At 29.7% G+C, this 1386-nt stretch carries 3 protein-coding genes; all 3 read left to right on the top strand.

Annotation, left to right across the window (positions count from 1 at the left end; genetic code table 11):
- The first annotated feature begins 29 nt into the window (after positions 1-29).
- The 3 genes from GBZ86_RS19040 to gpG are packed head-to-tail and all read left to right on the top strand — an operon-like array spanning position 30 to position 1301.
- Positions 30-359 (top strand): hypothetical protein, encoded by a 330-nt coding sequence (locus GBZ86_RS19040; protein ID WP_152892281.1) that lies wholly within the window; start codon positions 30-32, stop codon positions 357-359.
- Between the two features lie 12 nt (positions 360-371).
- Positions 372-977, top strand: coding sequence for a major tail protein (locus GBZ86_RS19035; protein ID WP_152892279.1), 606 nt, complete (start codon positions 372-374; stop codon positions 975-977).
- A 12-nt stretch (positions 978-989) separates the two neighbouring features.
- Positions 990-1301 (top strand): phage tail assembly chaperone G, encoded by a 312-nt coding sequence (gene gpG, locus GBZ86_RS19030; RefSeq protein ID WP_152891990.1) that lies wholly within the window; start codon positions 990-992, stop codon positions 1299-1301.
- Positions 1302-1386: the final 85 nt, after the last annotated feature.

Genomic DNA, 1386 nt, shown 5'->3' with positions numbered 1-1386 from the left:
AAATTAATTGAAAAGTTAAGGTAAGGACTATGAATAAAAAAATATTAGAAGCTTTAAAAGATTTAAAAGTACCAGTTTTATATGGGTGGTATGATGAAAGTTTAAATAAAACCCATATAACCTTTTTTACCTTTAGTGAGATTCCAGAGGATTATTCTGATGATGAATATGAAAGTATAGAAAATTATATTCAGGTGGATATTTGGAGCAAGGAAAATGTGGAGGGGTTAAAAAGAAAAGTTAAGAAAGCAATGAAAAATAAGGACTTTATTTATATAGATGGTAGAGATCAATTTGAAATAGACACAAAGCTATATCATAAGGCTTTAAGGTTTTATATAGCAAATGCTGAAGAATAAGGAGGGAAATTAATGGCAGAAACCATAGTAAATAGTAGAAGAATGGGACTTAGAGATATTAGTATTTCAGTAGTTAAAGAAAATAGTGCATCTAACTATACTACAGATACAGTTAAAAAATTAGCTAGGTCCATAAGTGCTAAAGTAACAGAAAAGAAAAAGGTGGATAAAATTTATTCAGATGATGGTACAGAGGATGTTATTGAAACCTTAGAAAGTATTGAAATTGAAATAGAAATAAACGATTTAAGTCCAGAGCAGGAAGCACTATTAAGAGGATGTAAATATGAAAATGGATTTTTAATAGATAATCAAGATGATAGGGCTAATGAAATTGCCATAGGATGGAGAGCTAAAAGAACAGATAAAAAATATGAATTTGTATGGAATTATTGTGGTAAGTTCAATGATGGAACTACAGATACCTATGAAACTCAACAGGATAAATTAAAAACTCAAACCCCTAAATTAAAAGGTACTTTCTATCCAAGAGCTAAAGATGGTAACTGGAGGGTAAGAGTTAATGAAAGTTATCTTAAGGAAGAGCATAAAGATGCAAAAAAAGCTATACAAAGTTGGTTTGATAAGGTGCAGGAGCCAGTACAAAAAACACAATAGGAGGAATTTATTTTGAATATAGTATTAAATATTAATGGGGAAAATAAAAGTTTTTCAGCTAGAAAAATAACTGGAATGAAATATAGAAGATTTTTAGAAATACAAAGTGTATTAAGTGAGGTGGAAGAGAAGCAACTTCCTTTTAAACTAGAGCATTATGATATGTTAGTTACCTTCTTAGTGGAAGTCTTTGATAATAAATTTACAGAGGAAGAATTATTAGAAGGTTTAGGAGCAGATGAAATTCAAGTTAAATGGATTGAGGTAGCTAAAGAAGTTGACAGTAGAACTAAAGCAGGTATGCAAAAACTAACAAAAAACTAATGAAGGAAGATTCAAAGGAATCTTCCTTTTTTGATGAATACGATAAGGAAAATGGGTATGAAGATGAAAGCATAGAACAAGAGTA

The sequence above is a fragment of the Clostridium tarantellae genome (genome assembly GCF_009295725.1).
In the GTDB taxonomy this organism is placed as follows: domain Bacteria; phylum Bacillota; class Clostridia; order Clostridiales; family Clostridiaceae; genus Sarcina; species Sarcina tarantellae.
Note: the sequence above shows the minus strand (reverse complement) of the source record. Positions and strands in the feature narration are given on the sequence as shown.